The organism is Achromobacter pulmonis, from assembly GCF_002885955.2.
In the GTDB taxonomy this organism is placed as follows: domain Bacteria; phylum Pseudomonadota; class Gammaproteobacteria; order Burkholderiales; family Burkholderiaceae_B; genus Achromobacter; species Achromobacter pulmonis_A.
The window spans coordinates 485,971-511,204 of the sequence record NZ_POQS01000004.1 but is presented as its reverse complement, the minus strand read 5'-3'; the positions used below and the strand labels follow the sequence as shown (position 1 = coordinate 511,204).

Sequence of the window (25,234 nt, the reverse complement as noted above, 5' to 3'; positions counted from 1 at the left end):
CCATGCGCGCGCGCCTGAACCCGCAATCCCTGCCGCGCCTGTCCGAGGCGGTGGCGCGGCCCGCCTATGAGCGCGGCCGCGTCACGCCCGGCATCGTGCACCTGGGCATAGGCGCGTTCCACCGCGCCCACCAGGCGGCGGTGACGGACCTGGCCATGGCCGTAAGCGGGGACCTGAGCTGGGGCATCGTCGGCGTCTCGCTGCGCAGCCCCGACACGCGCGACGCGCTGGCGCCGCAGCACGGCCTGTACACGCTGGCGCTGCGCGACGCCGGCCCCGACGGGCAGCCGCGCGAGCAGCTGCGGGTGATAGGTTCGCTGCTGGAAGTGCTGGTGGCCCCGGAAAACCCGGGCGCGGTGCTGGAGCGCATCGCCCATCCGCAGATCCGCATCGTCAGCCTGACCGTCACCGAAAAAGGCTACAGCCTGGAGCCGGCCACCGGCCAGCTGCGCTGGGACGATCCCGACATCAGGCACGACCTCGCGCATCCGGCGCGTCCGCGCAGCGCCATAGGCATGCTGGCGCGCGGGCTGGCCCTGCGGCGCGAGCGCGGCCTGGGGCCGCTCACGCTGCTGTCCTGCGACAACCTGCACGCCAACGGCGACACGCTGCGCCGCCTGGTGCTGGCCTACGCGCTGCTGCAGGACGCCGGTCTGGCCGCCTGGATAGACGGCAACTGCACCTTCCCGAATTCCATGGTGGACCGCATCGTGCCGCGCACCCGCGAAGAGGACCGCGCGCGCGTGTCCGAGCGGCTGGGCGTGGACGACGCCTGGCCGGTGGTGGGCGAGCCCTACCTGAACTGGGTCATCGAGGACCGCTTCGCGGCCGGCCGGCCCGCGTGGGACGCCGCCGCCGGCGTCAGCTTCGTGCGCCGCGCCGCGCCATACGAGCGCCTCAAGCTGCGCATGGTCAACGGCCCGCATTCCGCCTTTGCGTACCTGGGCGCGATGCTGGGCCTGCGCACCAACAGCGAGGCCGCCGCCACGCCGGCGCTGCGCGGCTACGTCGACGACATGCTGCGGCTGGAAGTCGCGCCCACGCTGCGCGGTATGCCGCAAGCGACGCTGGACGAGTACCGCCAGCGCTTCCTGGCGCGCGTGGCCAATCCGGCGCTGCCGCATCTGACGCAGCAGATCGCCATGGACGGCTCGCAGAAGGTGCCGCAGCGCCTGCTCGCCGTCATACGCGACCGGCTGCGGCGCGGCGAGGGTTTCAGCCGGCTGGCCCTGGCCGTGGCCGCCTGGCTGCATTACCTGCGCGGCCGCGACGAGCAAGGCCAGGCCTACGCCATCCAGGACCCGCTGGCCGCCGCCCTGGAAGAACTGCTGGCGCGCGCCGACGCGGCCGCCGCGTCGGCTTCTCCGGGCCGGGCGGCGCACCGGCGCGCCCTGGTGGTGGCCGGTTACAAGCCCGTGTTCGGGAAGCTGGCCGGCCAGCCCGCCTTCGTCGACGCGCTGGCCGAGCACCTGGAACGGCTGCGCACGCTGGGCGTGCTGGGGACGCTGGCGGCACTGGAGCGGGACGCGGCGGAACAGCCCGCGCCCGCGGACTGAACCCGGCGGCGCGCCGCCACGACAGATGAGGAGCGCAGCATGGCAAGTTGGCAAACCGTGGACGCGGCGCAGTGGCGGCAATGGGGCGAAGCCTGCCTGCAAGCCCTGGAATTCAGCCAGGCCGACGCCCGCTGCGTGGCAGCGAGCCTGGCCCAGACCAGCCTGTGGGGCATCGATTCCCACGGCATCGCCCGGCTGCCGCACTACCTGAACCGCGTAGCCCACGGCTCCATCCTGGCGCGTCCGGACATCCGTATCGAACGCAGCGGACCGGCCACCGCGCAGGTGCACGGCGGGCGCGGTCACGGCATCGTGGTGGCGCATCGCGCCAACGCGGTGGCCATGGAACTGGCGCGCGAGGCCGGCGTGGGCGCCGTGGGCGTCAGCGATTCCTCGCACTGCGGCGCGATCGGCCTGTACACGCGCGCGGCCGCCGACGCGGGACTGATCGGCATCGCGTTCACGCATTCCGACGCGATCGCCGCGCCCTTCGGCGGGCGCCGGCCGTTCTTCGGCACCAACCCGCTATCCTTCGCCTTTCCGCGGCAGGGCGGGGCGCCGCTATGCCTGGACATGGCGACCACGGCCATCCCGTGGAACCGGGTCATGAACGCGCGGCGCGACGGCGCGGCGCTACCCGGGGGCGTGGCGCTGGACGCCGACGGCCGCGGCGAAACCGACGCCGCGCGCGTGCGCGCATTGGCCCCGCTGGGCGGCGAATACGGACACAAAGGCTACGGCCTGGCGATGATGGTCGAACTGCTGTGCGGGCCGCTCAACGGCAATCCCTACGGCCCGCACATCGGCCCCATGTACGAGGAACTGGGCCGCGCGCGCGAGCTGGGCGCCTTCTTCATCGTCATCGATCCCGCGCGGTTCGCCGGCGGGGCGGCGCTGGCCGCGGTGGCCGCGGCCATGGCGGCCGAACTGGCGGCGCAGCCGGGTTCGCCGCGCGCGCCGGGCGATCCGGAACTGGCCGCCCAGGCCGAACGCGAGGCCGGCGGCGTCCCGGTGCCGCCGGCGCTGAAGGCCGAGATGGCCGAATGGAGCGGCAGGCTGGGCCTGTTCCTGCCGCCGTGCAGGACGCGCCAGGAAGCGGTGTAGGCGGGATGTGCCCCCGCTGCGTTCAGTGGTCCAGGCCGAAGAACGTCATGGTGTTGCGCGCCAGGATCTTGCGCTGCACCTCGGGCGACAGCCCGGCGTGGGTCACCAGCCGGCCCACTTCCTGCTCGCCCAGCGGGTACGGGTAGTCCGAGCCCAGCAGCACGCGGTCCTCGCCCATCACGTCGATCAGCAGGCGCAGCGCGGCCGGATCGAACACCGCGCTGTCGGTATAGAAGCGGTCGGTGTAGGAAGAGGGCAGCTGCGGGCAGTCCTGGCGAATGATGTCGCGGTGCCGCCAGGCGTTGTCCACCCGTCCCAGCAGATAGGCGAAGCTGCCGCCGCCATGCGCGAAGCACAGCTTCAGGCTGCGCGGAATGCGCTCGAACGCGCCCGACAGGATCAGCGACAGGATGCCGAGCTGGGTCTCGGCCGGCATGGACACCAGCCACGGCAGCATCCAGCGCTTCATGCGGCCGTCGGTCATCATGTCCCACGGATGCACCAGCACCGGTATGTCGTTCCCGGCGCAATGGATCAGGAACTGCACCAGCGTTTCGTCGTCCAGGTCGCGCTCGCCGACGTGGTTGCCGATCTGCACGCCCAGGTGGCCGGCGGCGCGGGCGCGCGACGCCTCGCGGCAGGCCAGCTCCAGGTCCTGCAGCGGCACCTGCGCCAGCGCCTTCAGGCGCGCCGGCGCATGGGCGCAATGCTCCAGCGCCAGGTCGTTCATGCGCGCCGCCCAGTCGGCCGCGGCGCGCGCCGGATAGCTGTAGCCGAACATGATCGGGGTGGCGCACAGGATCTGCACGTCCACGCCGTGGCGGTCCATCTGCCGCAGGCGCAGCGCCGGGTCCCAGAGCGTGGCGTCCACCGGGCGGAACGGCCGGTCGCCGGCCATGATCTGGCCGGTGGAGCCGTCGCCTTCGGGCCGCAGCCAGGGCGCGTTGACGGGGTCTAGCGCTGCCGCTTCCTCCCGCGTGATCGGCGGGAAGAAGTGCGCGTGCATGTCGATTTTCTGGATCATCTTCAGGGAGCTTGTCGGGGATGCTAGGCGGGGGCGGTCGCGGGCACGGGGTCCTTGCCCGGATGGATCGCGCCGCAGCTCGGACAGCGGCGCTTTTCCGGACTGGAATAGAAGGCCTGGAACAGCGGCGGCAGGTCGGTGACGATGCTTTGCAGCTGGACCTCGGCGCGGTGCACCAGGTGATGGCATTGCGGGCAATACCATTCGAAGCCGTCGAGCAGCCCGACCGGGCGCTGGCGTTCGATCACCAGGCAGACGCTGCCGGCTTCGGGGCGCTGCGGCGAGTGGCGCACGTGCGGCGGCATCAGGAAGACGTCGCCCTCCTTGAGGTCGACGCGCTCGGGCTTGCCGTCTATCCACAGCGACAGCCAGGCGTTGCCGCGCAACTGGTAGAAGAACTCTTCGAGCGGATCGTCGTGGTAGTCGGTGCGCACATTGGGGCCGCCGACCACGGTGACGATGAAATCCGCGTCCTGCCAGATCTGCTTGTTGCCCACCGGCGGCTTGAGCAGGTGGGCGTTGTCGTCGATCCAGCGCTGGAAATTGAAGGGGGGGCCGTAGGCCAGCATGGAGACCTCCAGGATTTGGGGGAACTGCGCTCTCCCCTGGAGTCTAGGCGGCTCGGGCAGGGACTGCACAATAGAAATTGTGCGGCCGGCCATACCGTCCATCTATCGCGGGATAACCCTGAGGGCGCTATCGCGCCGTTTCGCGCTGTGCCGCGCTGCGCTTCAGATACTCCACCAGGCGCTGGCAGGCCGGCGTCAGCGGCCGGTCGGCGCGCACCGAATAGCCCACGTCGCCGAACGCGCCGAAGGCGTCGGTGGGCAGGCGCGCCAGCAGGCCCATGGACAGGAATTGCGCCGCCGCGTCGTAGGGCATCAGCGCCAGCGCCTCGCTGTGCATGAGCACGCCGATATTGGTCAACAGCGACAGCGATTCCATGTGGCGCACGGGCAGGCGCAGGCCGGCGTCGAAAAAGATGCGCTCGATCGAGGCGCGCAAGGGCGAGGACGGCGCGGGCAGGATCCAGATGCAGTCGGTCAGGTCGGCCAGCGCCACCTGGCGCTCGCCGGCCAGCGGATGGCCGGCGCGGGCCACCAGGCACAGCTCCTCGCGGTACAGCTTGTGGTGGTCCACCGCCACCCCGGAAATCGAGGCCATGTCGGTGCCGGGCAGGCGGCCGACCACGATGTCCAGGTCGCCCGTGGCCAGGGCCGGCAGCAGCTGGGCGGTGGGGCCCTCGCGCACCGTGACCTGGATGCCGGGGTGTTCGCTCATCAGCCGGGCGATGGCCTCGGGCAGCAGCTTGGCCGAGGCGGCGATCAGCGTGCCCACCACCACGTGGCCGCTGGTGCCGCCCAGCACCGCGTCGATGTCGTCGGCCATGTAGCGGATCTCGGCCATCATGGCGTGCACGCGCCGGCCCAGCACCAGGGCCAGCTCGGTCGGCGCCACGCCCCGGTTGGAGCGGTCGAACAGCGTGGCGCCGAAAAAGGCCTCCAGGTCGTGGATGGCGCGGGTGACGGTGGGCTGGGTCAGGTGCAGTTCGCTGGCCGCGCGCGACAGCGAACGGCGCGCCAGCACGCGCTCGAAAATCTGCAGCTGGTGCAGCTTCAGCTTGTGGCTGAGCGCGTGCGGCGTGATGCGGAAGTTCGCCATGCCCTAGCGCGCCAGCGGCTTGTAGGCGACGGCCTTGATCTCGATCAGCAGCTGGGGGTGCGGCAGCTGGTGCACCGCGACCGTGGTGCGGGCCGGGCCGTCGGCGTCGAAGAATTCGCCGTAGACCTGGTTGTAGCCGCCGAAATCGTTCATGTTCACGAGAAACGTGCTGATCTCGACCACGTCGGCCAGCGTGGCGCCGGCGGTGGCCAGGATGTCGCGGATGTTCTCGATGACCGCGCGCGTCTGCACCCGGATGTCCAGCGTCGCGGTGCCCATGGCGTCGACCTCGGCGCCCGCGATGCGGTTGTCGGGCAGGCGCGAGCTGGTGCCGGAGACGAACAGCAGGTCTCCGGCGCGCTTGATGTGCGGATACTTGCCGCGGGGCGTGGCCTTGCCGGCCACCACGGTGGCGCCGGTGGTTGCGGACTGGCCTGTCTGGGTAGGATTCATCTTGGGCTCCTGGTGCGGGAAATCAGAGTTTGACGCAAACATTGGTGGGGTCGGTATAAAAATGCAGCGAATGGCGGCCGCCTTCGCGGCCGATGCCCGACAGGCCGCTGCCGCCGAAGGGCGTGCGCAGGTCGCGCAGGAACCAGCAATTGACCCAGGCCAGCCCGGCCTTCATGGCCTGCGCCACCCGGTGGCCGCGGCTGAGATTCTGGGTCCACACGGCCGCCGCCAGGCCATAGCGCGTGTCGTTGGCCAGCCGGATCGCTTCTTCCTCGGTGTCGAAGGGCGCCACGTGGCACACCGGCCCGAACACCTCCTCCTTGATGCAGCGCGCATGCTCGGGCAGGCCGGTCCAGATGGTGGGCTGCACATAGGCCCCCTGGTCGCGCGCGTCGCCGAATTCCGGCACGCCGCCGCCGGCCACCACGGTCGCGCCTTCCTGGCGCGCCAGCTCGAAATAGGACAGCACCTTCTCGCGATGCTCGCGCGACACCAGCGGCCCCATTTCGGTGTCCGGCTCCAGCGGCCAGCCGATGCGCAGGCTGCGCGCGCGTTCGGCCAGCGCCTGCACGAAGCGTTCATAGATGGGGCGCTCGACGTACACGCGCTCGGTGCACAGGCAGACCTGCCCGCAATTGGCGAAGACGGAACGCGTCACGCCGTCGACCGCGGCCTCGAAGTCCGCGTCCGCGAACACCAGCGCCGCGTTCTTGCCGCCCAGCTCGAACGACACCGGCTTCACCCCCGGCGCCACCGCCCGCATGATGGCCGCACCCGTGGCCGACTCGCCGGTGAAGGTGATGCCGTCTATGTCCGGATGGGTGGTGATGAACTCGCCCGCCGAGCCCGGTCCGAACCCGTGGACCAGGTTCAGCACGCCGGCCGGCAGCCCGGCCTCGCCCGCCACCTCCGCCAGCAGCGTGGCCGTCGAGGGGGTGACCTCGGAAGGCTTCATGATGACTGTATTGCCGAAGGCCAGCGCCGGCGCCACCTTCCAGGTCAGCAGCAGCAGCGGCAGGTTCCAGGGCGAGATCACGCCCACCACGCCCAGCGGCTTGCGGTAGGCGTAATTCAGCGCCTGCCCGCCGTCCGGCGTATCGGTCATGTAGCTTTCCATGTCCAGCGTGCGCGCCAGTTCGGCGAAGGTCCGGAAATTGGCCGCGCCGCGCGGGATGTCGATCTTGCCGGCCCAGCCGACCGGCTTGCCGGTGTCGCCGATCTCGGCCTGCAGGAAGTCGTCGAAGCGCCGCTCGATGCCGTCGGCCAGCGCCAGCAGGTAGTCGGTGCGCTCGGCCACCGGCAGCGCGGCCCAGGCCGGCAGTGCCCACTGCGCCGCCCGCAGGGCGCGCTCGACCTGCTCGCGGCCGGCCTCGTGGACCTGGGCCACCCGGCGCCCGTCCACCGGGCTGTGCTTGTCGAAAGTCGATGCGCCATCCTCGAAACGGCCGTCGATGTAATTGCGTAGCTGGCGGATCGTCATGTCCCTGTCTCCGGTAGTCGCCAATGAATAATTGCCGATAAATAAATACGTATACGTACTATATTGGCGCATCATAGGCAGCCGCACGCGCCAAGTCAATGCAGGCCTACAATCGCCAGGCCGACTTCATGGAAGCCCGATGACCGCCAAAGCCAGACCTGCCCGCGCCAGCCAGGCCAAGCTGCGCGCCCTCGAGGAATTCGACCTGAGCCAGGTCGCCTCGCACCTGTTGCGCCGCGCCCATTTCCGGGCCGAGGCCCTGTTCGCCCAGGCCTTTCCCGACGAGGACCTGACGCCGCGCCAGAAAGCCCTGCTGATCACCGTCTACCAGAACCCGGGCGCCACCCAGAACCGCATCGCCGAGCTGATCGCGCTGGACCGCAACTCATTCGCCGAAATGATCGCGCGCATGACCCGCAAGGGCTATGTGCGGCGCACGCGCTCGGCCGCGGACGGCCGCGCCTATGCCTTGGAAATCACGGAAGAGGGGATTGCAGTGCTGGCGCGCATCCTGCCCGGCGACGTCGAGGTGGAGGCGCAGGTGCTGGCCCCGATACCCGAGGACCTGCGGCCGGTGTTCCTGAAATGCCTGCGCCTGATGGCCGGGCTGGAGAAGGAAGCGGCCTGAGCCGCGCCCGGCTCAGGTATCGGATTCGGCGGGGGCGTCAGCCGCCTGCTCGCGCCCGAAGCGCAGCGCGAACTGGCGCGTGAACACGGCGCCGAAAAAGAAGATCTGCGCCGAATAGTAGATCCACAGCAGCAGCGCGATCAGCGAGCCGGCGGCGCCATAGGCCGACACCGCCGCGCCGCGGCTCAGGTACAGTCCGATGCCCCACTTGCCCACCAGGAACAGCGCCGCCGTCACGATGGCGCCGGGAATCACGTCCCGCCAGGAAATCCTGGCGCTGGGCAGCAGCTTGAAAATCACCGCGAACAGCGCCGCCACCACCGAAAACGAAAACAAGCTGGAAATCCACTCGGCCACCAGCGCGAACGACGAGGCCGTCCACAGTTCGCCGTAATAGCCGCGGGCCGCGCCCAGCGCCGCGTTCACCGTCAGCGAAATCAGCAGGAACAGCGCCAGCACCAGCACCAGCCCGAACGACAGCATGCGGCTGCGCACCATGCCGTGCAGCCCGCCCTTGTTGGCCGACACTTCCCACAGATCGTCCAGGCTGGCCTTCAGCTCCGCGAAGGCCGTGGTGGCGCTGAAAATCAGCACGAATATCGAAATCAGCGCCGCGATCCAGCCGCCGCCGGACTCGTGCGCGCTGGCCAGCACCGTCTGTATCACCTCGGCGCCGCGTTCGCCGGTCAGGTCGGTCAGCTGCGAAAACAGCTCCGAGCGCACCGCCTCCTCGCCGAAAAAAGCGCCCGCCACCGCGATCACCAGGATCAGCATGGGCGCCAGCGAAAACACCATGTACAGCGCCAGCGCCGCGCCCTTGCTCGAGGCGCGGTGGGTGGACCATTGCTTGGCCGAATCGACCAGCAGTCCGTAGATCTCGGACGGGCGCAGGGCTCGCAGCAGGGTCTTCGTGAAACGCATGGGCAGGGCTCTTTCTGGGGAACCCTTATTGTAGGGACGCATGCTCGGCGGGCAAACCGCCAGACTGTTGGCAAACGTGTCCGCGCCTGGGGCGCGCGCAAAAAAGAAAAACCCCCGGGGCGAAGGACCGGGGGTTTTTCGGGGTACTGCAATCCCCGGCCGAGGCCGGGGAGGCCGGATGGCGGGACTTAGAAGTCCATGCCGCCCATGCCGCCCATGCCGCCGGGCATGGCCGGAGCAGCGGGCTTGTCTTCGGCCAGTTCGACCACGGCGGCTTCGGCCGTCAGCAGCAGGCTGGCGACGGAGGCGGCGTTCTGCAGGGCGGTGCGGGTCACCTTGGTGGGATCCAGCACGCCTTGCTCGACCAGGTCGGTGTACTCGCCGGTCGCGGCGTTGTAGCCATAGTTGCCCTTGCCGTTGAGCACGGTGTTGACCACCACGCTGGCTTCTTCGCCGGCGTTGGTGACGATCGTGCGCAGCGGCTCTTCGACGGCGCGCAGGATCAGCTTGATGCCGGCGTTCTGGTCAGCGGTGTCGCCCTTCAGGTCGGCGATGGCCTGCTTGGCGCGCAGCAGCGCAACGCCGCCGCCAGCCACCACGCCTTCTTCCACTGCAGCGCGGGTGGCGTGCAGGGCGTCTTCGACGCGGGCCTTCTTTTCCTTCATTTCGACTTCGGTGGCAGCGCCAACGCGAATCACGGCAACGCCGCCGGCCAGCTTGGCCACGCGTTCCTGCAGCTTTTCACGGTCGTAGTCGGACGTGGCTTCTTCGATCTGGACGCGGATCTGCTTGACGCGAGCTTCGATCGACTTGCTGTCGCCAGCGCCGTCGATGATGGTCGTGTTTTCCTTGCCCACTTCGATGCGCTTGGCCTGGCCCAGCTCGGCCAGCGTGGCCTTTTCCAGCGACATGCCGGTTTCTTCGGAGATCACCGTGCCGCCCGTCAGGATGGCGATGTCTTCCAGCATGGCCTTGCGGCGGTCGCCGAAGCCCGGCGCCTTGACGGCGGTGGTCTTCAGGATGCCACGGATGTTGTTGACGACCAGGGTGGCCAGGGCTTCGCCTTCGACGTCTTCGGCGATGATCAGCAGCGGACGGCTCGACTTGGCGACTTGTTCCAGCACCGGCAGCAGGTCACGGATGTTGCTGATCTTCTTGTCGAAAATCAGAACGAACGGATCTTCCAGAGCGGCGACTTGCTTGTCCGGGTTGTTGATGAAGTAGGGCGACAGGTAGCCGCGGTCGAATTGCATGCCTTCGACGACGTCCAGCTCGTTTTCCAGCGACTTGCCGTCTTCGACGGTGATGACGCCTTCCTTGCCGACCTTGTCCATCGCGTCAGCGATGATCTGGCCGATGGAGGTGTCGCTGTTGGCCGAGATCGAGCCGACCTGGGCGATTTCCTTGCTGGTCGTGACCGGCTTGGATTGCTTCTTCAGTTCGGCGACGGCGGCGGCGACGGCCTTGTCGATGCCGCGCTTCAGGTCGATCGGGTTGAAACCGGCGGCAACGTACTTCAGGCCTTCCTGAACGATGGCCTGGGCCAGCACGGTGGCGGTGGTGGTGCCGTCACCGGCGTTGTCGGAGGTCTTCGAGGCGACGTCCTTGACCAGCTGGGCGCCGATGTTCTCGAACTTGTCCTTCAGTTCGATTTCCTTGGCCACGGACACGCCGTCCTTGGTCACCGTCGGGGCGCCGAACGAGCGCTCCAGCACGACGTTGCGACCCTTGGGGCCGAGGGTGGTTTTAACAGCGTTGGCGAGAACATTCACGCCGCGGACGATGCGCACGCGGGCGTCGTCACCGAACAATACTTGCTTGGCAGCCATTTCTTAGCTTCCTTCGAAAATTCGTTTGAGGCAGGGTTTACTGGACCACGGCGAGGATTTCGTCCTCGCGGATGACGAGCAGCTCTTCGCCGTCAACCTTCACGGACTGGCCGGCGTACTTGCCGAACAGAACCTTGTCGCCAGCCTTCAGGTCGACGGGCAGGATCTTGCCGTCTTCGGTCTTCTTGCCGGGGCCGACGGCCACGACTTCACCTTGGTCAGGCTTTTCGGCGGCGCTGTCGGGGATGACGATGCCCGAGGCAGTCTTGCGCTCGTTTTCGAGGCGTTTGACGATCACGCGATCGCCCAGGGGACGCAAGGCCATGTGGAACTCCTGTTACAAAAAGAAGAAGAGAATGTTCAGTTGAGCCCGGGAATGTTGTTAGCACTCACCGGTGTCGAGTGCTAATTATAGGGATGATGTCCGGGGCTTCAAGGGGGGCGGGGAGGTTGTTACATTTTGAGCGTATGAGCCGGGCGCCGCAGTTCTGTCCCCTGTTCGACAGAAACCCCGGCCGGCAGAACGACGCCGTTCTTGACGGCAATGATCTCGGCCATGATGCTCACTGCGATTTCGGCTGGCGTCCTGCTCCCAATATAGACACCAACCGGCGCATGCAAGCGTTCTAGGGATTGGGTGGTTTCGCCAAAATGCTCAATGAACCGTTCCCTGCGGCTGCTGGTGTTGCGGCGCGATCCGATTGCGCCCACGTAGAAGGCGGGACTGTGAAGCGCTTCCAACAGCGCAAGATCGTCCAGCTTGGGATCGTGGCTCAGGGCGACGATGCAGGTACGCGCGTCGGGGACAAAAGCGAGCACGGCGTCATCAGGCATTTCGCGGGTGATATGCACGCCGGACACGGACCAGCTTCCCTGGTGTTCCACCCGCGGGTCGCACACCGTCACTGAAAAGTCGTTGAACAGCGCCATGGTGGCCAGGTATTCCGCCAATACACCGGCGCCGATGAGCAGCATTCGGTACTGCGGTCCCAATGTGCAGGAAAGCGTCACGCCATCGAACTGTACTGCCTCTGGCTGCGCGGTCGGCGCCAAGGTCACCGCGCCCGTGGCCACGTCGACGGTGCGCTGGACGAGGTGCCCCGACTCCAGCTGTCGGACCAGGGCGTCAAGCGGCTCAAAATCCGGTTGAAACTCCAACAACAGCTCCAGCGTGCCGCCGCAGGGCAGGCCGAACCGGTGTGCTTCGTCGGCGGTAACCCCATAGCGCACCAGTTCGGGGCTGCTTTGCGCAATGGCGCCGTCGCCGTAGGCGCGGGTGTACCGGTGGACCAGATCGTCTTCGATGCAGCCGCCGGATACGGAGCCGACGCAGCGCCCGTCTTCACGCAGCGCCATCATGGAGCCGACAGGGCGCGGAGACGACCCCCAGGTCTTGACCACCGTAGCCAGCAGCAGCCGGTGCCCCTCGGCATGCCACGAACGGGCTTCCCGCAATACGCGAACGTCGACGGTTTCCACGCTGATATTCCTTAGCTGGACAGGCGGGTCGGAAGCGGTTTCATGCGCGTGGCGTCAGGCGACTCTGCGCACGGGCAGATTACGGATCCGCTTTCCGGTTGCGGCGGATATGGCATTGCACAGCGCCGGCGCCACGGGCGGAACCGGGGGTTCGCCCACGCCGCCAGGGGGCAGCGCGTGGTCGTCGTTGACCAGATGCGTTCGGATCACGCGCGGCGATGCGTTGTGGCGCAGCACTTCGTAGTCGTGGAAATTGCTTTGCTTCACGCGGCCTTTCTCGAAGGTGATTTCGCCGGTTAGCGCAAGGCTCAGGCCCATGATGGCGCCGCCTTCCATTTGCGCGCGTATGCGTTCGGGATTGATCTGCGGGCCGCAGTCCATCGCCATGTCCACCGCAACGATGCGAACCTCGCCCTTCTCGTCTACGGCCACCTCGACTACGGTGGCTGTGTAGCTCATGAAGCTATAGCAGAATGCCAGGCCAAGGCCATGGCCCTTGGGCAGTGTCCTGCCCCATTCGGCGCCTTTGCACGCTGCTTCGATCACGCCGCGCAGGCGGCCCGTGTCGTACGGGTAGCGTTCGGGCGATTCCGAGTAATTCCAGGTGTCGGCCAGCGTGCCCGGATCGATTCGGCGCGCCGGACCGATCAGGTCGAGCGCGAAATCCTTGTGGTCCTTGCCCGCGCGCTCGGCCAACTCGGCAATGAAGCATTGCGCCGCGAAGGCGTGGGGGATATTGGCGACCGAGCGGAACCATCCGATGCGGGCATGGGCCTCTACTTCGGCCGTTTCCACCAGGACGTTCGGAATGCGGTACGGCATGTTGATGGCCGACATGGCCGACTCGAACATCTGCTGGCCCTTGGCTCCCTCGGAGAAGAGAGAGGCGATGGTAGGCGCGGCGCTGCGGTGCAGCCAGGATTGGACTTGTCCGCTCTTGTCCAGGACGGCCTCCAGACGTTCGACCGACACGGTGTGCAGATAATCATGGTGGATGTCGTCTTCGCGCGTCCATACCAGCTTGACCGGCGTACCGTCGGGCATGGCGTGGGCGACAATGGCGGCCTCGTCCACGAAGTCGGGCTTGGACTTGCGGCCAAACCCTCCTCCCAGCAGCAGGACATTCACCTTGACCTTGTTTGGGTCCAGCTTCAGGCGAGCCGCCACCGCGTCTCGCGCCGCGACGGGGTTCTGGATGGAGGTCCAGACTTCGGCGTTGCCGCCTTTGATCTGGACGGTGGCGACCGGCGGCTCCATCGAGGCATGGGCCAGATGGGGCACGTAGTATTCCGCGGCCAGGCGCTCGGTGTCGGGGGCCTTGGCCCAGACTTGCGCTACGTCGCCTTGATTGCGTATCGCCTTGCCGGATTTGCGTGCGGCCGACTCCAGCGCCTGGTGATAGGCGGCCGAGTCGTAGCTGCCGTTGGGTCCATCGTCCCATTCGATTTCCAGCGCGTCGCGGCCCTGGCGGGCTGCCCAGGTGTTGCGCGCGACGACCGCGACGCCGCCCAGAGGCTGGAATGCCGGCGCGCCTTGCATCGGGGGAATCTCCACGACCTTCAGCACCCCGGGGACGGCCAGCGCCCGCGTGCTGTCGAAGCGACGCAGCTTGCCTCCAACGACAGGCGGGCGCGCCACGACGGCATAGACCATGCCGGGCAGGCGCATGTCCATGCCGTAGGTCGCCTGGCCTTTCCCGATGGCTTCCAGGTCGACGAGCCGGACCTGACCTTTCCCGATGTAGCGGAACTCACTGCGATCCTTGAGCTTGAGTGCGTCACCCGTGGGAACAGGCTGCCTGGCCGCGTCGGCGGCAAGTTCGCCGTAGGCCAGACGGCGCCCGGACGGCCGGTGCAGCACCTCATGCTGAACCGCCTTGACCTCGGCAAGCGGAACGGACCACCGCGCCGCCGCTGCCGCCTCCAGCATCTGCCGGGCCGCCGCGCCGACGCGCCGCATGGGCATCAGGAAGTGGCGCATGCTTCGCGAACCATCCACGTTCTGGTTGCCGTAGCGCACTTCGTCAGCCGGTGCCTGTATGACCTTGACGCGATCCCAGCGCGCTTCCATCTCGTCGGCTACCACCATGGGCAGGCTGCTGCGGACTCCCGTGCCCATTTCAGCGCGATGCGCAACGATGGTAACGGCGCCGTCCGCGGCAATGCTGACGAATACCAGGGGGTCGTCGACAGTGCCGCCGGGCATGCTGTCGGCGCCATACTTCTGGGCGGCTGGCTCCGCCGCCCAGGCTGTCGTGATGAACCCCTTCGATGTGATCGCCAGGGTAAGCGCGCCCAGGCCGCCTTGCAGAAAGCCGCGCCGGGAAAGTTGAGTGGTGCGCGTCATTGCTTGCCTCCCTGGGCCAGGTGCTTGGCTGCCTGCTGAATGGCGGCCCGGATGCGGGGATACGTGCCGCAGCGGCAGATATTGCCGCTCATGGCGTCCTCGATCTCCTGGTCGGTAGGCTGCGGCGTCGCTTTGAGCAGACTTACCGCCGTCATGATCTGACCGGCCTGGCAATAGCCGCACTGGGCGACATTCTGCTCTATCCAGGCTTGCTGCACCGCCCGGCCGACCGCATCGGCCTCTATCCCTTCGATCGTGGTGATATGGTGGCCGGCCGCAGCTGAGAGGGGGGTGATACAGGAACGGATTGGCGCGCCGTCCATGTGCACGGTACAGGCGCCGCACAGCGCCATGCCGCATCCGAATTTGGTACCGGTCATGCCGAGCTCGTCTCTCAAGGTCCAGAGCAAGGGTGTTTCGCCCGGGACGTCGACGTTCTTCGCTTGGCCGTTGATTTGGAGTTGGGTCATCGCGGAATCCTTAGAGGGTGCGTAGGGCAGGCGGTATCTCGCCTCGTGCGTGACTGAGCCAGCTATTTATATCGGAATTTCGCTCAGGACTACGAAATAAATTCATGAGTTCCCCTATCTGTGGTCGGTGGCCTGGTGTGCCTGACGCAGTTGCGCACGGGAGGTGAAGAACGCGAGGAGGGTGGCGCTCAGGAGTATGGCGGCGCTCGCTACAAAGGTGCCGCGGTAGCCGGTGGAATCGAACAGCACGCCGCCAACGGACGAGCCGAGGGCGATCGCCAGCTGGATCACTGCCACCATCAGGCCTCCGCCCGCTTCCGCGTTGTGTGGCATCGCCTTGGCAATCCAGCTCCACCAACCCACCGGGGCCGAAGTTGCAAGCAGGCCCCACAGACTCAGGAGGGCGACGGTCGGGGCGAGCCACGAGCCGAGTGGAATCAGCGTCAGCGCGATCACCGCCATGAGGCTGGGGATGACAATCAGCGTCCGGTAAAGACTGCGCTTGAGGACGGTGCCAATCAGGGCCGTACCAATGAAGCCGGCCACGCCGATCGCCAGCAGGGTGAGCGATAGTGTGGATACGTCCGCTGCGGTCACGGTCTCCAGAAACGGTCGCACATAGGTGAACAGGGTGAACTGCCCCATGAAGAACACCCCGCAGGCGGCCATGCCCAGGGCCACGGGACGGCTGTTCAGTATCCTGAAGGCGTTCTTCGAACCCGCGGTTCGCTCTCGGGTTGGCATGGACGGGAGGGTGGCCCATTGCCAGACCAAGGCCAGCGCGGCCACCGGAACCAGGCAGAAGAAGGCGCCACGCCAACCCATCAACGAGCCGAGGTAGGTGCCAAGCGGCGCGGCGAGGACCGTCGCCAGCGCATTCCCGCCATTGAAGATCGCCAAGGCGCGCGGCACCTGATCTCCGGGAACCAAGCGCATGGCCGTCGCTGCGGACATCGACCAGAATCCGCCGATCACGATACCGATGAGTGCGCGGCCCAGCATATAGACGGGATAGTTCGGCGCCAGCGCTACGACGGCCGCAGAGACAGCCATCAGTGCCGTCAGCGCCAGCAGCAGTGTCTTGCGATTCATCGCGCCGGCAAGCCACGAGATCGAAACACTGGCCAGTACCGCGAAAGCGCCGGAGATCGCGATGCCTCGTCCGGCCATCCCTTCGGTAACGTGCAGGTCGGCGGCCATCGGCGTCAGTAGACTGACGGGCATGAATTCCGAAGCGATCAGCGCGAAAACGCATAGCGACATGGCGAACACGCCGCTCCAGTGGGCGGGCTGCGCTTCGGTATTGGATTGAACGTGAAGTGTGGACGCTGGAGTCCCAGCCGTGTCGCTTGTCATGAAGCGGTGCCTATCTGGGCGGAAATCACTGGAACGCCGTACTCTTCAGGAACACGGCAAAACTGAATATTGGCGCGTCAAGGCTTGAGTTACTAGCTAATGAAAGCTACTAAGCTATATTAGAAAAACTAATTAATCCAATATGGCGGGCTGATGCGATGGCCAAACGCAACCTCAACGATCTGCTGTATTTCGTGACCGTGGCGCGGGAAGGCAGCTTCACACGTGCGGCCTCGCTGCTGGGCGTCACCCAGTCTGCGATCAGCCAGGCGATCAGCGGCCTGGAGGCTCAACTGGAGATTCGGCTGCTCACCCGGACCACGCGCAGCGTGTCACCGACGACCGCTGGCGAGCGTCTGCTCAATGCGATAGGCCACCGATTCGACGAGATTGACGCGGAACTTGATGAGCTGACCGAAATGCGGGACAAGCCCGCCGGCACGGTGCGCATCACCTGGGGAGTGTCAGGATTTCTGTGTGTGAGGCTGTTGAATCCGTCACTCAATCGTGAGGCGGCTTGGTGATCTTACTGGCCCGATCTGGTAAATCGGTCCTCGTAGAGGATCGCAAATTGGTTCATCGCTGATTTCCAGTGGTTGGCCGCCCGCCCCCAGTCCGCGGTGATGTTGCGCAGCGCCAGCCAGATCAGCTTGGTGGCCGCCTCGTCGCTGGGGAAGTGGCCGCGCGTTTTGATGATCTTGCGCAGCCGTGCGTTCACGCTCTCGATGGCGTTGGTGGTGTAGATCACGCGCCGCACCTCGGGCGGGAAGGCGAAGAACGGGATGACCTTGTCCCAGGCCCGGCGCCAGGCGCTGACCACGGTCGGGAACCGCTGCCCCCAGGGGCCGGCCGCAAACGCATCCAACTCGGCCTCGGCCGCCTCGGCGCTCACCGCGGTGTAGATGGGTTTGATGGCTGCGGCCAGCGCCTTGCGGTCTTTCCATGACGCAAAGTCCAGGCCACCCCGGATCAGGTGCACGATGCAGGTCTGCAGCGTCGTCGCCGGGAACACTGCGCCCAGCGCCTCTGGCATGCCCTTGAGGCCGTCGGTGACGGCAATCAGGATGTCCTGCACCCCGCGCGTCTTCAGATCGTTGAAGACCTTCATCCAGAACTTCGCCCCCTCGGTGTTCTCGATCCAGATTCCCAGGATGTCGCGCGAGCCGTCAGGCAGTACGCCCAGCGCCAGGTAGACGGCCTTGGAGCGCACCACCGCATCCTCGCGAATCTTGACCCGCAGCGCATCGAAGAACACCACCGGGTACATCGCCTCCAGCGGCCGTGTCTGCCAGGCCGTGACCTCGCCCATCACCTCATCGGTGACACGGCTGATGAGCTCGGGCGAGACGTCCACCGAGTACATCTCAGCCAGGAAACCCTGGATCTCGCGCACCGTCATGCCGCGTGCGTACATGGCGATGATCTTGTCGTCGAAACCCGTAAAGCGCCGCTCGTGCTTGCCAATGAGCTGCGGCTCGAAGCTGCCTTCGCGATCGCGTGGGACATCGATGCGCAGCGCCCCCACATCGGTCAGTACGGTCTTGGTGCTCTTGCCGTTGCGGTGGTTGGCTGATCCGCCTGTGGGCTTGGCTTGGCCGGGCGCATAGCCTAGGTGATGACTCATCTCGGCGCCCAGCGCCCGCTCAAGAATTGACTTCTTGAACTGATCGAACAGCCCTTGGACTTGGCCCGGCGTCATGGGCCCGGTCACCAACTGGTCAAGCAGCTCGGCCGGGATGTGAAATTGCGGCTGTGCCGCCTGGTCCGCCAAAGCGGTGGGTTTGGTCTTGCGTGGCATTCATGCTCCTTGTCGACATGCTATGCCTCACACACAAAATTTCTGACAAGCTCCATCACCTGCGGAGAGCACATCCTACGCACCACGCTGTTGCCTAAACTCACGCCGTTGATGCTCGAGTACCCGGACATCAACGTCGAGTTCGACATCAACTATGGATTCCGGGACATCGTCGCGGACCGGTTCGATGCGGGTGTGCGCCTGGGCGACACGATCGACAAGGACATGGTCGCCATGCCGATCGGGCCGAAATTGCGGATGGCGATTGCCGCGTCACCCGCGTACTTTAAAACACGGCCCATCCCCAAATCGCCGCGCGACTTGCTCAAGCACAACTGCATCAATATGCGCATGCAGACGGCGGGCGGTCTTTACACCTGGGATTTCGAGCGCCGAGGGCAGGCGCTGAGCGTGAGGGTGAATGGGCAGCTCATCTTCAATACATCGCTCAGTATGGTGGATGCGGCGGTGGCGGGCTTGGGGATCGCGAGTCTCCCGGAGGAGGAGTTCGCTCCCCACATCGAAGCGGGGCGTCTGGTGCGAGTCCTGGAGGATTGGTGCCCGCAGTTCCCTGGCTACTACCTGTACTACCCCAGCCAGCGACAGCCTTCGCCCGCATTCGCGTTGGTGCTCAATGCGCTGCGGGTAAGCAACGCCAAGCCGTCGCCCCGAGGCACGGTCAATGGCATTACTTGACCGGTTCGTTGGCGCGCCAGCGCAATGCCTCAATGACCAGCGCCAAAGCCGGAGCGATTTGCTTGCGGTTGGCGTAATACAGGTGATAGCCCGGGAAAGTCGGCCACCAGTCCTGCAGCACGGGCACCAGCCGGCCAGCCTCGATATGCGGCTGCATGGTGTCCAGCGGCACGAAGGCAAAGCCCATGCCGTCGAGCGCAGCCTGAAGCATCAGAAAGGTGTTGTTGAACGTGGTCTGGCCGCTCACACGCACATTGATGGACTGTCCGTCCTTCTCGAAGTCCCAGGCATACAACCCCCCATGCGTGGGTAGCCGAAGATTGATGCAGCGGTGCTCGGTCAAATCGCGGGGCGTCTTGGGCAGCGGCTTTCCCGCGAGATAGCCGGGTGATGCGGCCACGGCCATGCGCAGTTCCGGCGCGAGGCGAACGGCGATCATGTCCTTGTCCACCCGATTGCCCACGCGCACGCCTGCATCAAAGCGGTGCGCCGCGATGTCGGTGAACGCATAGTCCACGCTGAATTCGACGTGGATGTCGGGGTACTCCTGCAACAGCGGCAGCAGCCGCGGCCAGAGCACAGTGGTGATGGCATGGTCGTGCGCCGTGATGCGCACCGTGCCGGCCGGCTTGTCGCGCAGCGCCGTGAGCGAGCCCAGCTCCAGTTCGATCTCGTCGATGCGGGGGGCCACGGCGTCCAGCAGCCTTGCGCCGGCCTCTGTGGTGGAGACACTGCGCGTGGTGCGCGCCAATAGCCGCACGCCCAGCCGGGCTTCCAGCGCAAGCATCGCGTGGCTCAGCGCCGAGCGTGACAGGCCTAGTTGAGCCGCCGCCCGGGTGAAGCTGCGTTCACGGGCCACGGCTACAAAAGCTTGCAGGTCGTTGAGATTCTCTTTTCCCATTGGTGAATCCGTTGCACCACCGTATATCAATTTTACGGTCTTCTCAACCAATCTACCGAACAATACAGTTTCGTACGGACCCCAGATCGCCATCCAGGAGGCGCTGGACGGCAAGAACGTCGAATGGATGGAGCACGTCAGCGATGAACAGGATCTTGCCGGCCGGCCCCGCGGCTGAGCCGCTTCACCTCAAGAAAGGAACCCCATGCACCCAGTTCTCCGACTTGCGCTGTGCACGACAGCGCTGAACGCCAACGCGGCGCTGGCCGCCGGGCCGCAGGCCAATCCACCCGCCGGCGCACAGCAGATCACGCGGGCGGGAGAGCAGGCCTCGATGGCCGGTCCCGCCGAATACTTCACCGGCCGCGCGCGCATCGATCCGGTCTGGCCCGCCGACAAGACCATCAACGCCTCAGGCGGGCTGGTTACCTTCGAGCCCGGCGCGCGTTCCGCCTGGCACACGCATCCCGCGGGACAGCGCCTGGTGGTGACTGCCGGCGTGGGCCTGACGCAGGAATGGGGCAAGCCGGTGCAGGTCCTCCGCCCCGGCGACGTGGTGTGGTGCCCGCCCGGCGTCAAGCACTGGCACGGGGCCGCGCCCGATACCGCCATGACGCACCTGGCGGTGACGGGCACCGTGGACGGCAAGAACGTGACCTGGATGGAGAAAGTGACCGATGAGCAATACAACGCCCGCTAAGTCCCGCCGCACCCGGCTTCAAGCCGGTGTGTTGACCGTGGCGCTGAGCCTGTCCGCCATGCTGGGACACGCAGCGAACGAGAAGGACGCCAAATCCATGACCCAATCTCAAACGAAAGCATCAAGCGCTTCTGAAACCCTATCCGCCCACCAGCAAGCCATCGTGCCGATCGCCGCATTTGCCGCCGCGGGAGACATGGCCAGGCTGACTGCCGCGCTGAACCAAGGGCTGGACGCCGGCATGATGGTGAGCGACGCCCGAGAGATCCTGGTGCAGCTCTACGCCTATGCCGGCTTCCCTCGCAGCCTCAATGCGCTGGGCGAGCTGATGAAGGTGCTGGACGCGCGCAAGCAACGCGGCATCCAGGATGCCCTGGGGCGAGAACCCAGCCGACCCATCCCCAAGGGCGATGCGCTGCTGGCCGCCGGTACGGCCAACCAGACCAAGCTGTCTGGCGGCCCGGTGCAGGGGCCGCTGTTCGACTTCGCGCCCATCGCCAACGAGTACCTGCGCGCGCACCTTTTCGGCGACATCTTCGAGCGCGACAACCTGGACTGGCAAAGCCGTGAGCTGGCCACCGTGGGCATGCTCTCGGCGCTGCCCGGCGCCGAGTCGCAGTTGCAGGCGCACATGCGCATCAGCATGAACGTCGGCATCACGGCCGGCCAGTTGCGCCAGCTCACCCAGGTGCTGTCGTCGCGCGTCGATGCCGACATGGCCCGCCGCGCCAGCAAGGCGCTGGATCGGCATCTGGCAACGCTTCCCGCCGGCAAGCAGTAGCCGTTCGAATAGACGAAGGCAGAGGATCCCATGATCAACGATAAAGTCATCGTAATCACCGGCGCGTCGTCCGGCATCGGCGAGGCGACGGCCAGGCAGCCCTGGTAAATGCGGTTCGGGATGTCCAGGCGCCTGAAGAACGGTACTACGCGCGGGCCACGCCGATGGCGGCGCATTCACGCGCGTATGTACACCCATCCCGTCACTTGCATTCTTGCGATCTCAAGAACAGCCGAGCCTCCCAGGACTTGCAGTGGTTCCCTGTTGCCCCTGCCCAGTCGTTCCAGACTGACGGGGCAGATCCACGTCGAGGCATCCAGGCGCTCATGCGCCACGTCCAACGCGGCTTCGACAGCCTGCGCATTGGCGATGATGCGCACTTCGGCGGCAGGCATGCCATTTCTCAAGTTCAGTGCGTTGTTTCGTGCCCGTTGAAGGGCAGCCGGCGAGGGGGCGTGCAGGATGACTTTCAGTTTCGGTTCCATATGGGTCTCGCTATGGGTCTATTTGTCAGCAGGTCAACGAGGCCCCAGTACTTCGTTCAACTGATCGCCCTGGGGCATGCCCCTGAACTTTTTCACGGTGCCGTCCTCCTCGCGTACGACGATTCCCGGCGTTCCCCGGAAGCCCGTCGACACCATCAGCATCTGGTTGCGCGCCAGCACTTCCAGTACGTCATCAGAAACTTCGGAGGCGGGTTCGATGCCGCCCTGGTCGAAGCGCTGCTCATTCTTCTGCAGGGCGGCCGAGGGGTCCGGAGCCCGCAATATCGCTGCCGCCTTGGCGGGGCTGTCGTCGCGGATGACCCCCACGAGTATGTGCCGGAGCTGCACTTTGCCTGCCTCAACCCAGGGGCGCGACGCTTCCCAGAACTGATGGCAATAGGGGCAGTTAGCGTCTGAAAACGTGTAGACGATGCGCGGCGCTTCGGAGCGGCCGTCCAGCACCCAGGAGGATTCGCTCAGCTGCGACCAGACTTTCTTTCCCATTGGCTTGGCCACCAGGTCTTGGAGCGTGGCTGCGTCAATGGGGCGGCCCTCCACGTCCACTCGCGTGCCGACGATCGCCGTGCCATCCGGGGTGACATAAATGGCGACGGGGCGCTCCTGGATGGCGCCGGCGAAGCCGCGCAGTCCGTCCGCCACTTTGAATTCCTGAATAACGGTAAGTCCCTGGGTTTCCAAGGCCTTGAGCACGGGCGGCCGGGCCGGTTCCCCGGCATGGACGGGCGCGGCCAGCAGTGCGGCACAGGCCGCGGCGACGAGCGGACGCGCCAAAGGCTTGGTGCGCATATCAGTCCTCCTTTCTGTTAATGAAGTCATGGCGGGATAGCTTGTCTCTGAGCGTCGCGGATGTCAGTTCGCCGACGTGCGAGTCCACCATCCTTCCCTCGGGATCGAAGAACAAGGTGGTGGGAAGGCCGCGGGCGCTCATGGTTCGCGTGATTGTCGAGAACGGGTCCAAGAGGACGTGGTCCAGCGTCAGGCCGTTATGTTCGATGAACGCTTTCACCTGTTGCTGGGACTCGCCCTGGTTGACGGCGACGAAGGCAATGTCGGGGTAGGTCTTTTGCGCCATCTCGAAAACGGGCATTTCGCGCCTGCACGGAGGACACCAGCTGGCCCACAGGTTGAGAACGACAGGCCGGCCCGTATACGCCTTCAGAGAAATGGGTTCGTTTGCCATCGTCATCAGCGAGGAATCGGGCAGGGGCGGGGCGTAGCGATACATCGAATCCACCGCGCCCATCGCAGCCAGCCAGATGGCTATCCCGGCCAGCATGCCGCCAAATGCCGGCTTGCGCAGCGCGGGCGCCGAACGGGTTTTCAACCACAGGGCAATCGCCGCGGCGAACAAGCCAACCCACCAGGTGAATCCGCCATCCCCGACGGCCAGAACGGCCTTGGGCGTCGTTGCGTAGTCCTCCCAGTTTCGGACGATGTATCCGAATCGCGCCGCGAGCAGCCCCCAGAAAAACGCATCCAGCAGCGCCCAGCCTGCCGATGCGGACGGGTGCTGCGCAAGCCTGCGCGCCAGGGCGCTTGCTACCCCCAGGGAAACGATCGCGCCAATGGCGATCGCCACCAGGTGAATCGAAAACGGTCCCAGGCCGATCATGGCGCGCCCGCCCGGTCCAAGTGGGCCAGGAACCGATCCGCGTCGATCTCGCCGATCATGCGCAGTTCCCGACGCTCGTTGCCGTCGGGCCCTATGAGAATGAGCGTGGGCGGCCCCAGCACTTTCCAATGCTTGAGCAATGCCTGGTCGGTTGCGTCGTTATGCGTGACGTCCGGGCGTACGACCTGCATGCGCCCAAGCCTGGCCGCCACGGTCGGGTCGCCGAAGACGTTGCGCTCGATCACGTGGCAACTGATGCACCAGTCGGCATAGAAGTCGATCAAGGTCCATTTGCCTTGCTCGCCGGCCTGGGCCAACAGCCTGTCCACATCGGCGACCGACTTGGCGGCAACGTATGCTGGCCTGGAATTTCCGGCGGCGGAATTCTCCGGCAGGCCGCGTAAATGATTCAGCGGCTGAAGGGTTGAGGTTCCGCCGGACGCGCCGCCGACCAGCATGAGAATCGACCACAGGCCGGATACCGCCGCCGTGGTCCGGAGGGTCCACAGCAGGCGGTGCCGGGCCGCCACGGCGTTCGCCCACGCCAATAGACCGAGGGTGACGGACAGCCCCCAAATTGCCCAGATCACGAGACCGATGGTGGCCGGCACGAAGCGGTCCAGCATCAGCGCGGCCATTCCCAGCATGACGTAGCCGAATGCCACTTTGACGCGGTCCATCCATGCTCCGGGCTTGGGGAGCACGCGGGCGCCGAACACCGCGATCGCCAACAGGGGCAGGCCCATGCCCATTCCCAGGGCAAACAAGGCGATTCCCCCCTGCAGCGCGCTGCCTGTCTGTCCGATGTACAGCAGCGCCCCGGCCAATGGCGCCGTCATGCAAGGCCCGACGAGCAGCGCCGACAGGAACCCCAGGGCTGCGGCCCCGGGCAGGCTGCCGCCGCCGCTTTTTCTGCCTGCGGACTCGACGCGGCTGACCAGCGCTGAAGGCAGGCGCAGTTCGAACATGCCGAACAAGGAACTGGCGAGAACGAGGAACAAAACGGCAAATGCCCCAAGCAGCAAGGGGGATTGCAGCGTGGCCTGCACATTGGCGCCGGCGAGCCCGGCCGCCACGCCGACGACGGCGTACGTTGCGGCCATCGCCAGGACATACGACAGGGACAGGGCGAAGGCGCGCCTCGACTTCGCCTGGCTTCCTACGACGATAGAGGAAACGATCGGGATCATGGGGAGCGTGCAGGGCGTGAACGCCAATAGCAGGCCAAATCCAAAAAACAGCACGGGTCCCCAAATCGGTCCGAGGTCCGCCAGGCGCTGGGCGGCGCTCTGGTCCTGCGCGGCGGAAGTGCCTGCCGCTGCCGGCGATCCGCCCTTTGCCGTGGCATCGGCGCTGGCGGCCGGCAAGCTCAGCGCCACCGTCTGGGGAGGGTAGCAAATGCCCGCCTCGGCACAACCTTGCCAGTGCAGCGTGGCCTGCGCGCCGGCGCCCTGCCAGCGCAGACGCAGGGCGTCTCCGGTGTAGACCTCTGTTTCGCCGAAAAATTCGTCGTGCTGGGTGACGCCTTCAGGTAGGGTGACGGCGGCTTCGCTGCCATCGCCGCCGACGATCTTCAGCGACTGCCGATAGACGTAGTAGCCTTTCGCGATGTGGCCTTGAACCGACAGGAAGTCCCCTTCCCGATAAACCGGCTCGAGCTTGAAGACCTCGTCCGGCTCCAGGAATTCCACGTCTTCCGACGATGACAGCCAGCCGCTGTCCGCCCGTGCGCCACCGATGGCGAACCAGCACACCAGGAAAACTGCAATGAGCCGCCCAAACCGAATCAAATCCCGCTCCTTCAACCGCTATCCCGCCATGTTGCAACATCCCGATTAAGCGAGACTAAAGGGCGCGCAAGGCGGCTGGCGGGTTGCAGCCATGCGCCATGTGTGTCGGGAAACTCGCCTAACATATTCCCTGTTGTTTACA

Annotated in this window: 23 protein-coding genes and 3 pseudogenes; 8 read left to right on the top strand and 18 right to left on the bottom strand. The window is 66.1% G+C overall.

What is annotated here, in order from left to right; all coding sequences use genetic code 11:
- The first annotated feature begins 2 nt into the window (after positions 1–2).
- Both C1I89_RS17540 and C1I89_RS17535 read left to right on the top strand, forming a co-directional pair.
- Positions 3–1,556 (top strand): mannitol dehydrogenase family protein, encoded by a 1,554-nt coding sequence (locus C1I89_RS17540; RefSeq protein WP_102773944.1) that lies wholly within the window; start codon positions 3–5, stop codon positions 1,554–1,556.
- A 39-nt stretch (positions 1,557–1,595) separates the two neighbouring features.
- Complete coding sequence (locus C1I89_RS17535) at positions 1,596–2,660, top strand: Ldh family oxidoreductase (RefSeq protein WP_102773943.1); 1,065 nt, start codon at positions 1,596–1,598, stop codon at positions 2,658–2,660.
- 22 nt (positions 2,661–2,682) lie between these two features.
- Here the strand turns inward: C1I89_RS17535 and C1I89_RS17530 are convergent, their stop codons facing one another.
- The 5 genes from C1I89_RS17530 to C1I89_RS17510 form a co-directional block, all read right to left on the bottom strand.
- Positions 2,683–3,684 (bottom strand): amidohydrolase family protein, encoded by a 1,002-nt coding sequence (locus C1I89_RS17530; RefSeq protein ID WP_102773942.1) that lies wholly within the window; start codon positions 3,682–3,684, stop codon positions 2,683–2,685.
- 23 nt (positions 3,685–3,707) lie between these two features.
- Complete coding sequence (locus C1I89_RS17525; RefSeq protein ID WP_102773941.1) at positions 3,708–4,253, bottom strand: 3-hydroxyanthranilate 3,4-dioxygenase; 546 nt, start codon at positions 4,251–4,253, stop codon at positions 3,708–3,710.
- 127 nt (positions 4,254–4,380) lie between these two features.
- Entirely contained in the window at positions 4,381–5,346 is a 966-nt protein-coding gene (locus tag C1I89_RS17520; protein ID WP_102773940.1) for a LysR substrate-binding domain-containing protein, read from the bottom strand.
- 3 nt (positions 5,347–5,349) lie between these two features.
- Positions 5,350–5,799, bottom strand: a complete 450-nt coding sequence (locus tag C1I89_RS17515) for a RidA family protein (protein ID WP_102773939.1) — start codon at positions 5,797–5,799, stop codon at positions 5,350–5,352.
- 22 nt (positions 5,800–5,821) lie between these two features.
- The gene (locus C1I89_RS17510; protein WP_102773938.1) at positions 5,822–7,279 is read right to left on the bottom strand and encodes a 2-hydroxymuconic semialdehyde dehydrogenase; all 1,458 of its coding nucleotides are present in this window, start codon (positions 7,277–7,279) and stop codon (positions 5,822–5,824) included.
- 139 nt (positions 7,280–7,418) lie between these two features.
- Here C1I89_RS17510 and C1I89_RS17505 point away from each other — a divergent pair, with 139 nt between their 5' ends.
- Positions 7,419–7,907 (top strand): MarR family winged helix-turn-helix transcriptional regulator, encoded by a 489-nt coding sequence (locus tag C1I89_RS17505; RefSeq protein ID WP_102773937.1) that lies wholly within the window; start codon positions 7,419–7,421, stop codon positions 7,905–7,907.
- A gap of 12 nt (positions 7,908–7,919) precedes the next feature.
- Here the strand turns inward: C1I89_RS17505 and C1I89_RS17500 are convergent, their stop codons facing one another.
- The 7 genes from C1I89_RS17500 to C1I89_RS17470 all read right to left on the bottom strand — a co-directional run bounded on the left by C1I89_RS17500 (position 7,920) and on the right by C1I89_RS17470 (position 16,215).
- Positions 7,920–8,828, bottom strand: coding sequence for a YihY/virulence factor BrkB family protein (locus C1I89_RS17500; protein ID WP_102773936.1), 909 nt, complete (start codon positions 8,826–8,828; stop codon positions 7,920–7,922).
- Between the two features lie 188 nt (positions 8,829–9,016).
- Positions 9,017–10,657, bottom strand: a complete 1,641-nt coding sequence (gene groL / locus C1I89_RS17495; protein ID WP_102773935.1) for a chaperonin GroEL — start codon at positions 10,655–10,657, stop codon at positions 9,017–9,019.
- A 37-nt stretch (positions 10,658–10,694) separates the two neighbouring features.
- Positions 10,695–10,982: a co-chaperone GroES gene (gene groES, locus C1I89_RS17490; RefSeq protein ID WP_006221616.1), complete on the bottom strand. Its 288-nt coding sequence runs from the start codon at positions 10,980–10,982 to the stop codon at positions 10,695–10,697.
- Positions 10,983–11,110: 128 nt separating this feature from the next.
- On the bottom strand, positions 11,111–12,136 hold the full coding sequence (locus C1I89_RS17485; RefSeq protein WP_102773934.1) for an XdhC family protein: 1,026 nt from the start codon (positions 12,134–12,136) through the stop codon (positions 11,111–11,113).
- 54 nt (positions 12,137–12,190) lie between these two features.
- Positions 12,191–14,482: a xanthine dehydrogenase family protein molybdopterin-binding subunit gene (locus C1I89_RS17480; protein ID WP_102773933.1), complete on the bottom strand. Its 2,292-nt coding sequence runs from the start codon at positions 14,480–14,482 to the stop codon at positions 12,191–12,193.
- Positions 14,479–14,952 carry a (2Fe-2S)-binding protein gene (locus tag C1I89_RS17475; protein ID WP_102773932.1) on the bottom strand — a complete coding sequence of 158 codons (474 nt, stop codon included), beginning with the start codon at positions 14,950–14,952 and terminating at the stop codon, positions 14,479–14,481. The genes C1I89_RS17480 and C1I89_RS17475 overlap by 4 nt, the downstream gene beginning before the upstream one ends.
- A 114-nt stretch (positions 14,953–15,066) precedes the next feature.
- Positions 15,067–16,215, bottom strand: a complete 1,149-nt coding sequence (locus C1I89_RS17470; RefSeq protein ID WP_219929595.1) for an MFS transporter — start codon at positions 16,213–16,215, stop codon at positions 15,067–15,069.
- Between the two features lie 251 nt (positions 16,216–16,466).
- Here C1I89_RS17470 and C1I89_RS17465 point away from each other — a divergent pair.
- Positions 16,467–16,769: pseudogene (locus tag C1I89_RS17465) on the top strand (LysR family transcriptional regulator); the annotation flags it as partial.
- A 65-nt stretch (positions 16,770–16,834) separates the two neighbouring features.
- On the opposite strand, the gene C1I89_RS17460 reads toward C1I89_RS17465, so the two are convergent.
- Positions 16,835–18,106, bottom strand: coding sequence for an IS256 family transposase (locus C1I89_RS17460; RefSeq protein WP_047350851.1), 1,272 nt, complete (start codon positions 18,104–18,106; stop codon positions 16,835–16,837).
- A gap of 45 nt (positions 18,107–18,151) precedes the next feature.
- Between C1I89_RS17460 and C1I89_RS17455 the strand changes: the two are divergent.
- Positions 18,152–18,802, top strand: a pseudogene (locus C1I89_RS17455) (LysR substrate-binding domain-containing protein); the annotation flags it as partial.
- Here C1I89_RS17455 and C1I89_RS17450 read toward each other — a convergent pair.
- Entirely contained in the window at positions 18,795–19,703 is a 909-nt protein-coding gene (locus C1I89_RS17450) for a LysR family transcriptional regulator (protein ID WP_102773930.1), read from the bottom strand. The pseudogene C1I89_RS17455 and the gene C1I89_RS17450 overlap by 8 nt on opposite strands.
- Positions 19,704–19,788: 85 nt before the next feature.
- On the opposite strand from C1I89_RS17450, the pseudogene C1I89_RS35310 reads away from it, so the two are divergent.
- From C1I89_RS35310 to C1I89_RS17435, 3 genes and pseudogenes are all read left to right on the top strand, one after another.
- Positions 19,789–19,881: pseudogene (locus C1I89_RS35310) on the top strand ((R)-mandelonitrile lyase); the annotation flags it as partial.
- Between the two features lie 27 nt (positions 19,882–19,908).
- The gene (locus tag C1I89_RS17440) at positions 19,909–20,403 is read left to right on the top strand and encodes a (R)-mandelonitrile lyase (protein WP_102773928.1); all 495 of its coding nucleotides are present in this window, start codon (positions 19,909–19,911) and stop codon (positions 20,401–20,403) included.
- Positions 20,404–20,500: 97 nt separating this feature from the next.
- Positions 20,501–21,184 (top strand): carboxymuconolactone decarboxylase family protein, encoded by a 684-nt coding sequence (locus C1I89_RS17435; protein ID WP_219929594.1) that lies wholly within the window; start codon positions 20,501–20,503, stop codon positions 21,182–21,184.
- A 176-nt stretch (positions 21,185–21,360) separates the two neighbouring features.
- Here the strand turns inward: C1I89_RS17435 and C1I89_RS17430 are convergent, their stop codons facing one another.
- The 4 genes from C1I89_RS17430 to dsbD are packed head-to-tail and all read right to left on the bottom strand — an operon-like array spanning position 21,361 to position 25,092.
- Positions 21,361–21,669 (bottom strand): hypothetical protein, encoded by a 309-nt coding sequence (locus tag C1I89_RS17430; RefSeq protein ID WP_102773926.1) that lies wholly within the window; start codon positions 21,667–21,669, stop codon positions 21,361–21,363.
- A 33-nt stretch (positions 21,670–21,702) separates the two neighbouring features.
- Positions 21,703–22,476, bottom strand: a complete 774-nt coding sequence (dsbG, locus tag C1I89_RS17425) for a thiol:disulfide interchange protein DsbG (protein WP_102773925.1) — start codon at positions 22,474–22,476, stop codon at positions 21,703–21,705.
- A gap of 1 nt (position 22,477) precedes the next feature.
- A complete protein-coding gene (locus tag C1I89_RS17420) occupies positions 22,478–23,302 on the bottom strand; it encodes a TlpA disulfide reductase family protein (protein ID WP_102773924.1) in 825 nt (274 codons plus the stop codon).
- Entirely contained in the window at positions 23,299–25,092 is a 1,794-nt protein-coding gene (gene dsbD / locus C1I89_RS17415; RefSeq protein ID WP_102773923.1) for a protein-disulfide reductase DsbD, read from the bottom strand. Before dsbD ends, C1I89_RS17420 begins: the two co-directional genes overlap by 4 nt.
- Between the last annotated feature and the right edge of the window lie 142 nt (positions 25,093–25,234).

Bases quoted from the DNA above. Each gene is read 5' to 3' on its own strand.
- C1I89_RS17540 (WP_102773944.1), top strand. From the start codon at position 3: ATGCGCGCGCGCCTGAACCCGCAATCCCTGCCGCGCCTGTCCGAGGCG.
- C1I89_RS17535 (WP_102773943.1), top strand. From the start codon at position 1,596: ATGGCAAGTTGGCAAACCGTGGACGCGGCGCAGTGGCGGCAATGGGGC.
- C1I89_RS17530 (WP_102773942.1), bottom strand. From the start codon at position 3,684: ATGATCCAGAAAATCGACATGCACGCGCACTTCTTCCCGCCGATCACG.
- C1I89_RS17525 (WP_102773941.1), bottom strand. From the start codon at position 4,253: ATGCTGGCCTACGGCCCCCCCTTCAATTTCCAGCGCTGGATCGACGAC.
- C1I89_RS17520 (WP_102773940.1), bottom strand. From the start codon at position 5,346: ATGGCGAACTTCCGCATCACGCCGCACGCGCTCAGCCACAAGCTGAAG.
- C1I89_RS17515 (WP_102773939.1), bottom strand. From the start codon at position 5,799: ATGAATCCTACCCAGACAGGCCAGTCCGCAACCACCGGCGCCACCGTG.
- C1I89_RS17510 (WP_102773938.1), bottom strand. From the start codon at position 7,279: ATGACGATCCGCCAGCTACGCAATTACATCGACGGCCGTTTCGAGGAT.
- C1I89_RS17505 (WP_102773937.1), top strand. From the start codon at position 7,419: ATGACCGCCAAAGCCAGACCTGCCCGCGCCAGCCAGGCCAAGCTGCGC.
- C1I89_RS17500 (WP_102773936.1), bottom strand. From the start codon at position 8,828: ATGCGTTTCACGAAGACCCTGCTGCGAGCCCTGCGCCCGTCCGAGATC.
- groL (WP_102773935.1), bottom strand. From the start codon at position 10,657: ATGGCTGCCAAGCAAGTATTGTTCGGTGACGACGCCCGCGTGCGCATC.
- groES (WP_006221616.1), bottom strand. From the start codon at position 10,982: ATGGCCTTGCGTCCCCTGGGCGATCGCGTGATCGTCAAACGCCTCGAA.
- C1I89_RS17480 (WP_102773933.1), bottom strand. From the start codon at position 14,482: ATGACGCGCACCACTCAACTTTCCCGGCGCGGCTTTCTGCAAGGCGGC.
- C1I89_RS17475 (WP_102773932.1), bottom strand. From the start codon at position 14,952: ATGACCCAACTCCAAATCAACGGCCAAGCGAAGAACGTCGACGTCCCG.
- C1I89_RS17470 (WP_219929595.1), bottom strand. From the start codon at position 16,215: ATGTCGCTATGCGTTTTCGCGCTGATCGCTTCGGAATTCATGCCCGTC.
- C1I89_RS17460 (WP_047350851.1), bottom strand. From the start codon at position 18,106: ATGCCACGCAAGACCAAACCCACCGCTTTGGCGGACCAGGCGGCACAG.
- C1I89_RS17450 (WP_102773930.1), bottom strand. From the start codon at position 19,703: ATGGGAAAAGAGAATCTCAACGACCTGCAAGCTTTTGTAGCCGTGGCC.
- C1I89_RS17440 (WP_102773928.1), top strand. From the start codon at position 19,909: ATGCACCCAGTTCTCCGACTTGCGCTGTGCACGACAGCGCTGAACGCC.
- C1I89_RS17435 (WP_219929594.1), top strand. From the start codon at position 20,501: ATGACCCAATCTCAAACGAAAGCATCAAGCGCTTCTGAAACCCTATCC.
- C1I89_RS17430 (WP_102773926.1), bottom strand. From the start codon at position 21,669: ATGGAACCGAAACTGAAAGTCATCCTGCACGCCCCCTCGCCGGCTGCC.
- dsbG (WP_102773925.1), bottom strand. From the start codon at position 22,476: ATGCGCACCAAGCCTTTGGCGCGTCCGCTCGTCGCCGCGGCCTGTGCC.
- C1I89_RS17420 (WP_102773924.1), bottom strand. From the start codon at position 23,302: ATGATCGGCCTGGGACCGTTTTCGATTCACCTGGTGGCGATCGCCATT.